The organism is Kineococcus vitellinus (genome assembly GCF_009906315.1).
Classification (GTDB): Bacteria; Actinomycetota; Actinomycetes; order Actinomycetales; family Kineococcaceae; genus Kineococcus; species Kineococcus vitellinus.
In genome coordinates this window covers 1-7,406 of sequence record NZ_JAAALL010000225.1, presented here as the reverse complement: position 1 = coordinate 7,406, position 7,406 = coordinate 1, and the positions used below count along the sequence as shown (strand labels likewise).

The 7,406-nt window shown below is 77.0% G+C and carries 8 protein-coding genes and 1 pseudogene; 3 read left to right on the top strand and 6 right to left on the bottom strand.

Annotated elements, in window-relative coordinates:
• Nucleotides 1–673: FtsX-like permease family protein (locus GTQ99_RS17115; protein ID WP_166616938.1), on the top strand; the 673-nt coding region annotated here is incomplete at its 5' end.
• 72 nt (nucleotides 674–745) lie between these two features.
• Here GTQ99_RS17115 and GTQ99_RS17110 read toward each other — a convergent pair.
• From GTQ99_RS17110 to GTQ99_RS17085, 6 genes are all read right to left on the bottom strand, one after another.
• Nucleotides 746–1,507 carry a GAF and ANTAR domain-containing protein gene (locus tag GTQ99_RS17110; protein ID WP_166616937.1) on the bottom strand — a complete coding sequence of 254 codons (762 nt, stop codon included), beginning with the start codon at nucleotides 1,505–1,507 and terminating at the stop codon, nucleotides 746–748.
• Between the two features lie 61 nt (nucleotides 1,508–1,568).
• The gene (locus GTQ99_RS17105) at nucleotides 1,569–2,696 is read right to left on the bottom strand and encodes a fatty acid desaturase family protein (protein ID WP_166616936.1); all 1,128 of its coding nucleotides are present in this window, start codon (nucleotides 2,694–2,696) and stop codon (nucleotides 1,569–1,571) included.
• 166 nt (nucleotides 2,697–2,862) lie between these two features.
• Nucleotides 2,863–3,660, bottom strand: a complete 798-nt coding sequence (locus GTQ99_RS17100; RefSeq protein ID WP_166616935.1) for a GAF domain-containing protein — start codon at nucleotides 3,658–3,660, stop codon at nucleotides 2,863–2,865.
• Complete coding sequence (locus GTQ99_RS17095; RefSeq protein ID WP_166616934.1) at nucleotides 3,657–4,478, bottom strand: GAF and ANTAR domain-containing protein; 822 nt, start codon at nucleotides 4,476–4,478, stop codon at nucleotides 3,657–3,659. Before GTQ99_RS17095 ends, GTQ99_RS17100 begins: the two co-directional genes overlap by 4 nt.
• 92 nt (nucleotides 4,479–4,570) lie before the next feature.
• On the bottom strand, nucleotides 4,571–5,329 hold the full coding sequence (locus tag GTQ99_RS17090; protein ID WP_166616933.1) for an ANTAR domain-containing protein: 759 nt from the start codon (nucleotides 5,327–5,329) through the stop codon (nucleotides 4,571–4,573).
• Nucleotides 5,330–5,774: 445 nt separating this feature from the next.
• Complete coding sequence (locus tag GTQ99_RS17085; RefSeq protein WP_166616932.1) at nucleotides 5,775–6,038, bottom strand: hypothetical protein; 264 nt, start codon at nucleotides 6,036–6,038, stop codon at nucleotides 5,775–5,777.
• A 323-nt stretch (nucleotides 6,039–6,361) separates the two neighbouring features.
• On the opposite strand from GTQ99_RS17085, the gene GTQ99_RS17080 reads away from it, so the two are divergent.
• On the top strand, nucleotides 6,362–7,135 hold the full coding sequence (locus GTQ99_RS17080) for an ANTAR domain-containing protein (RefSeq protein ID WP_166616931.1): 774 nt from the start codon (nucleotides 6,362–6,364) through the stop codon (nucleotides 7,133–7,135).
• 66 nt (nucleotides 7,136–7,201) lie between these two features.
• Nucleotides 7,202–7,406, top strand: a pseudogene (locus GTQ99_RS17075) (RNA polymerase sigma factor); the annotation flags it as partial.

The following is a 7,406-nucleotide window of genomic DNA, read 5'->3' as shown; positions in this document are numbered from 1 at the left end:
GGTGCGGGTGGGCGAGGTGGACCTGGGCACGCTGCCGGTGGTGGCCGCGGTGCCGCAGTCGGTCGGAGGAGGCCCCGCGCTGCTGCTGCCGGCCGGTCTGCTGCCCGCCGAGCTGCTGCGGGGTTCGCAGGTGCGCACCTTCGTGCAGCTGCAGGAGGGCGCCGACCGCCAGGAGGTCGCCGCCGGCCTGGTGGCCGCCGCGGGTGCGGGCGCGCACGTCAGCGACGTGCAGGACTGGCGGGCGCGCTCGGCGGCGCGGGCGAGCGCCGGCGACACCTCGATCCTCGTGGTCGTGATGGGGCTGGGAGCGCTGTACGCGCTCATCGGCGTCGTCAACGCCGGTGTCGTGGCCACCTCCGCGCGGCGGCGGGAGTTCGCCACCGCCCGCGCCGGGGGCCTGACGCGCCGCCAGGTGCTGGGCAGCGCGCTGCTGGAGACGTGGGCGGTCAGCACCGCCGGGCTGCTGCTGGGCGCCCTGGCCGCCGCGGGCACCCTGGCCGCGGTGGCGATCGCCACCGCCGCCGCCACCGGCACGGCGAGCGTCGACCTGCCGTGGCCGCTGGTGGGTGCGGTCGTGCTCGGGACGTTCGCGGTCACGGGTGCCACCAGCGCGTGGACCACCTGGTCGGCGACCCGCACCGCTCCGGTGCAGCTGCTGCGCGCCCGCGAGTGACGCCGCCCCGGCCGCGGTGACCGCGGCCGGGGCCCGTTCCGCGGAGAGGGCGCACCGGGAGCGGGCAGCGGGTCAGCGGTGACCGCGGCCGGTCGGCCACGTCCGCGCGGCGACCACGTCCTGCGCCAGGGCGCGCACGCCGCGGCCCTCGGCGTAGGCCCGGGCGCGCAGCAGCAGCAGGGCCGTGCCGGTGCTGACCCCGGCGCTCGCGGACACCACGCCGGTGGCCTGGTGCACCACGGCCCGGTCGTCGGCCAGCACGATCCCCGCGGCGGCCGGGGGAGCGGCGGCCGCGGTGCCCGCCCGGTCCACCGGCCCGCGAGCCGCCCCGGTCGCGGGCAGCCGGGAGTGCAGGTGCAGCAGCAGGGCGACGGCGGCGGCGGCGAACTGCAGCGCCTCGGCGTGCACGGCCTCCTCCAGCCCACCGGGCCGGTCGCGGTGCAGGCCCAGCACGCCCAGCCGCAGCGGGCCCACCTGCAAGGGGTAGGCGAAGACCGCGGCGATGCCGGCCCGTGGCGCCTCGGCCGCGAGGACCGGCCACCGCTCGCGGCCGTCACGGGCCAGGTCGGCCACCAGCACCGGCTCCCGGGAGCGGGAGGCGTCCAGGCACGGACCCTCCCCGAGGTCGAACTGCAGGTCCTCGAGCGCGGCGGCGTTCCCGCCGCAGGCGGCGACCAGCCCACCCAGGTCGCCGGCCGCCGACGTGAGCGACAGCGCGACGCCCGTGACGGGCAGGGCGCGGGCGCAGGCCCGCACGAAGCGCGGCGGCACGCCGTCGGGACCGGGAGCGGCCGAGACGGCGGTGAGGATCCGCGCGGGACGCCCCCGCAGCATCAGGCGGGCCGCGGCGAGGGCGCCCGGTGCGAGGTGCCGGCGGCCGCGCCACCGGCCCCGGTCACGAGCGCAGCTGTGCGGCGAGGGGGCAGGAGTTCCGCCGGCGGCCGGCGAGACCGACCGCGTTGAGGTGCGCGACCACCGCGGCGAAGGCGCCGGCGAAGGAGGCCTCGGTGTAGGGCACGCCCACCTCCGCGCAGTGCCGGCGCACCATCGGCTGCACCAGCTTCAGGTGGGGGCGCGGCATGCTGGGGAAGAGGTGGTGCTCCACCTGGCGGTTGAGCCCGCCCATGAAGAAGTCGACCAGCAGGTTCCCGCCCACGTTGCGCGAGGAGAGGACCTGGCGGTGCAGGAAGTCCATCTTCCTGCCCCGCGCCAGGATCGGCATGCCCGTGTGGTTGGGGACGAACGCCCCGCCCAGCAGCACCCCGAAGCAGGCGAGTTCGGCGACGACGAACAGCACCGCCTTGGCGGGCGACATCGCCAGCAGCAGCACGCCCGCGTACACCGCCCAGCGGGCGGCGAGCATGAGGACGTCCACGTGGCGCCGCTTCACCTTCCCGGGGCGCAGGACGGCGCTGGCGCTGTCGACGTGGAGGTTGAACCCCTCCAGCAGCAGCAGCGGGAAGAGCCAGAAACCCTGGTGGGTGAGGAGCCAGCGGTGCAGCCGGCCCCTGCCCTCCAGGGCGTCGGGGTGGAAGGCGAGGACCTTGGAGTCGATGTCCGTGTCGCGACCCACCTGGTTGGGGGCCGCGTGGTGGACGTTGTGCTTGCCCAGCCACCACCCGTGGCTCAGCCCGGCGATCAGGCTGGCCAGGCAGCGGGAGGCGATCGCGTTCCAGCGCGGGGAGCTGAACACCTGCTGGTGGGCGGCGTCGTGGCCGAGGAAGGCCACCTGGCTCAGCGTCGTCGCCACCAGTGGAGCGAGCAGCAGCACCCACCAGGAGTCGCCGACCAGCTGCACGGCGGTGGCCAGGACGGCCAGGGCTAGGACGACCGCGCAGATGCGCCGCCAGTAGTAGCCGCGGCGGCGGCGCAGCAGCCCCGCCTCGCGCACCCGCTGGGCCAGCGCCGTGTAGGAGCTGATCGAGCGCTGCGCGGGACGCGCCGCGGGCGCGGCACCGTCGGGGCCCCCCGCCGGGTGCGGCGGCACGGCACCGCTGGTGGCGGAGGGGTGGCTGATGCTCATGGTCGTCCTGTCCGGTTCGCGTGCGGAGGCAACGCGTCACCGGGTCCAGGGCGACACATCGAGTGCTCGGTCAGGACACCACCGCAGCGACCGGGCTGCAACCGCGACGCCCGGATCCGGCGCGCGAACCGGTGACGGGTGCGTCACACCGCCGGGCCGGCGGCGGTCACCCGCGTGCGGCGGCGGGCCCGCCCTCGCCCCCGCTGCCGCCCTCGTCGTCGCGCTCGGGTCGGGCGGAGGCGTGCTCCAGCACCACGCGGGCCGGCAGGTCGCCGTGGACGACCCACCCGGCGACGGTGCTCAGCTGCTGCTGGTGCTCGCCGGCGTAGCTGCGCAGCAGCTGGAAGGCCGCCTGCGGGCTGGTCCTGCCGGAGTAGGCCAGCAGGCCCTTCGCCTGCTCCACCACGACGCGGGCGTTGAGCGCCGTCTGCAGCTGCAGGCTCACCGACGGCGAGTCCACGCCGGTGTCGTGCTGCACCAGGGCGACGCTGGCCACGTCGGCCAGCGCCTGCGCGAGGTTGAGGTCCTCGGCGTTCAGCCGCCCCGGCCGCGTGCCGAAGAGGCCCAGGGCGCCGAGGGTGCGGGTGCGCAACCTCATGGGCACCGCGTGCACGGAGGAGAAGCCGTGCCGCTCGGCGGCCCGGGCGAAGCGCGGCCAGCGGCCGCTGCCGGACAGGTCGGGGGCGCTGACCGGCGCGCCGCTGCGGTAGCAGTCCTGGCACGGGCCCTCCAGGCGCTGGATCTGGAAGAGCTCCAGCTCGCGGGCGTGGTCGGAGGAGGCCGCCATGACGTGCAGCACCCCGCGCTGGTCGCCCAGCACCAGACCCGCCGAGGCGACGTCCAGCAGGTGGGCGCAGTCGGTGGTCAGCCGGGTCAGCAGCTCCACGATGTCCGCCCCGAGCGCCAGGGCGGTGGCCAGGGAGACGAACGACCGGGTGACCTCGCCCTCCCGCTCCTGGGTCACGAGTCGCCTCCCCGGCCGGGCTCGTCCCCGTCCGCGTTCCGGTGCGCGGGATGGTCGCCGTCGTGGTGCCAGCTGCCGTCGGGGTCGATGCGCAGGCGGTGCTCCAGGACCTCCTGGGCCACTTCGGCGGCCGTCTGACCGGTGCTGAAGGCCCTGGCGCGCAAGCGGACCAGCGCTTCGCTGGGGCTCGTGGCGGTCGGGCCGAGCTGGGCGATGAGGAAACCCGTGGCCTGGTAGATCTCCACCCGCTCCAGCGACTCCAGCTCGCTCCAGGGGTCCTCCTCGGCGCCCTCGACGATGCCCGCCTCGGCGCGCACCCCGAGCTGGGCGATCAGGTCCAGCAGCGGCAGGGCGGCCAGGTCGGCCGCCTGCAGGCCACCGCTCATGGTCTCCCCCGGCAGCGGGCCGGAGCGGTGGCGGAAGAGGTCCAGCGCCCCGATGCTCTCGGTGGCCACGACGACGGGCAGGGCGAACACGGCGCGCACCCCGGCGTCGACGGCGCTGGCGGTGAAGGCGGGCCAGCGCCGCTCGGCGGCCGCGGTGAGGTCGTCGGCCAGCACCGGGCGGCCCTGCTGCACGGCGTCCAGGCAGGGGCCCTCGCCGAAGGTGAACTGGTAGGCGTCCAGGCGGCGGCTGAGGGCGTTGCTGGAGCCGAACGTGCCGCGGGTGGCGCCCTCGTGCACCAGCGAGATGGCCGCGCCGTCGACGTCCAGCAGCTGCACGCAGGCGTGGCACAGGGCGTCCGCCGCCCGCAGCGCGGTGCCGGCGCCGCTCACCGCGGCCGCGAGCTCACCGCGCAACCGCTCGCGGGAGCTCATCGGCGCGCCGTTCGCGCTGGGGTGTCCACCTGCTCATCGTGGCAGCCGCCGGGGCGGACGTCAGCTCGGCCCCGGTCCGTCGTGCTCCGGCCTCAGCGCCGCTGCCGGGGTGCCGCCGGTGCGCCGCGTCGGCGCAGGTCCCGGGCGGTGAGCTCACCCGTGGTGAGGCCGGTGGCCACGTGCTTGAGGCTGAGGTGCTGGGTGCGGGCGTGGTCGCGGATGAGGGTGAAGGCCTGCGCCATGTCCAGGCCGAGCTGGGCCGCGACGACGCCCTTGGCCTGCTCGATGACGATGCGCGAGTCCAGGGCCTGCTGCAGCTGGGCGCTGACGGTGCGCGAGTCGTGCACGGCCTGCTGCTGCAGGACGGCGATGGTGGCGATGTCGGCGAAGGCCTGCGCGACGTCGACGTCCTCGCCGCTGGGCACGTGCTCGCGCCCGCTGAAGAGGCCGAGGGCGCCGAGCCTGTGCTCGCGCAGCCGCAGGGGGACCGCCGCCACGCTGCGCAGGCCGGCCGCGGCCATGTCGGCGGCGAAGCCGCTCCAGCGCGCCTGCACCTCGGCGAGCTCACCGGCCACGACGCGCTCCGCCAGGGAGTACGCCTGCAGGCACGGACCGTCGTCGCCGCGCACCTGCAGCAGCTCCAGCGCCCGCACCCGCTCGCTGGAGGCGGCGGCCACCTGCAGCGTGCCGTCGCGGCCGGCCAGCAGCAGCCCGGCGGCGTCGACGTCCAGCAGCCGGGTGCACTCGTCCACCAGCCGCTGCAGCAGCTCGGAGGGCTCGTAGTCGGCGACCAGGCTGTCCGCCAGGTCCACCAGCGCCCGCATGACCCGACCGTGCTCCGCCGTGCTCACGGCACCTCCTCCTCACCCGCCACCGCACCGCCGTCGGTGCGCGGCGTCCCACCGCCCGCCCGGGGCGGCCGCGGAGCCATCCTCGCAGCTCGCGGGCCCGGGTGCCGATGGCGGGGGAGCGGACCGCGCGCGGGGTCCGGCGGGTGGCGACCGCGGCGGCGGAACCCGACCCCGCCAGCTGCTTCACCGGGGTCGGGCTCCCCCCTTGCACCACCCGCACCGCCGCGGCGGTGCGGGATCACCCAGGGACCTGGACCTCGAGAGCCGGGCCGAGCCACATCGTCGGAGCCCTTCACGGCGACAGCTTCGAGGACCAGCTCACCGAGCTGATCGGTCGCCGCGCCGGGTCCGGGGCGCGAACGCTGCAGTACACCACGGCCCCGGGTCGCGGGCAACGACCCCGTCCCGTCGTGGGTCCGTCATGGGTCCGCGACGGGGCGCGCGCCTACGGTGTGCCCGGTGCCGGCGCGCCCGGGGCCGCGGGCGCCCCCGGCGGCGGGACGGCGTCCACGCTCAGGGTGATGCGGACCCGCGTCCCGCCGGGCAGGAGCTCGACCTCCTCGCGCGGCCGGTCCCGGACGAGCAGGCCGCAGCGGCGCATCTGCTCGTCGAGGACCGCGCGGCTCGAGGCGAGCACCTGGTGGCTGCCGCTCTCCCACGCGGTGCGCGTGACGACGGTCGCCAGGACGAAGTGCTGGTCGTCAGCCATGGTGTGCCCTCGGATCGACGTGGCCGGTGGTCGCCGGCGGCGCGCACGGGGGCACGCCCTCCAGCGCTGCGTCCGACGGGTCCGGGCCGACCACAACACCCGCATCCTGCCCCACGGACCACCCGGGTGCCCGGCGGTCGGCCGCGGCCGACCGCGGTCGACGGTGGGCACGCGCCTCGTTCAGTGCGCCGGGGTGGACAGCGGTGAGAGGCTGGGGGCTCCGGCGGCCCCCTCCCGCGTCGGCGAACCGACAGGAGAGTGGTCGACGTCGTCGCCACGCTGGTCCTCGCGCACGATCCCGCCGGCGCCCCCGCGAGCCCGGCGTGAGCGCACCCCCCGACGGCCGGCGCCGCGACGCCCCCGCCGCCCCCGGACAGCGGCCCGCGGACCCGGCGGCGCCCGCCCAGGTGCCGGCGCAGCGGGTCCTGCTCGAGCTCGGCCGGCTGGTGGCCGACCGGGCGCCGCTGGAGCGCGTGCTGGAGCGCGTGGCCGAGCTGGCCGTGGCGCACGTGCCGGGCGCCGAGGAGGTGTCGGTGACGCTGCTGGAGGAGGCGGGTGCGCACACCGCCGCCTCCTCGGGCGGCCTGGCCGCCTCGCTGGACGAGCGCCAGTACCGCCTGCGCTCCGGCCCGTGCCTGGACGCCGCCCAGAGCGGGCGGGTGGTGCGCATCGACGACACCACCAACGACGTCGCCTACCCCGACTTCTCGGCGGTCGCCGCCCGGCAGGGGGTGCGCAGCGTCGTGTCGGTGGGGATGCAGGTGCCGCAACGGGTCCTGGGCGCCGTCAACGTCTACTGCTCCGAGGACGAGGCGCTGGACGCCGGGGCCGAGCAGCTGCTGCAGGTCTTCGCCGGGTGCGCGGCCGTCGCGCTGGCCAACCACTCCCTGTACGCCTCGGCGCAGGCCCTGGGGGAGGACATGCGGGCGGCGATGGCCTCGCGGGCGGTGATCGAGCAGGCCACGGGGGTCCTGGTGGCCGCTCTGCGCTGCACGCCGGCGGAGGCGTTCGCGGACCTGGCCCGCCGCTCGCAGCAGGCCGAGCGCGGGCTGCGGGAGGTCGCCGTCGAGATCGTGCAGCGCGCCGGCCGGGGCTGAGGCCCCGTCGTCGCACCGGGCACCCGGCCCGCACCACCCGTGACGTCCGACGAGAGGCAGTGCACGGTGACAGCCCCCACCTCCCGGCCGCTCCCCGCGGAACTCTTCCGGGACCCCTTCCGCGAGCTCTTCCGGCACGGGAAGGAGCACGGCTCCGTCGACGCGCGGGCGCTGCACCGCGCCTGCGAGCACGTCCACCTGCCCACGCGGCGCGTGAGCGCCGTGCTGCGCGCCTTCGCCGACGCCGGGGTGCGCGTCGACGTCGTCGCCG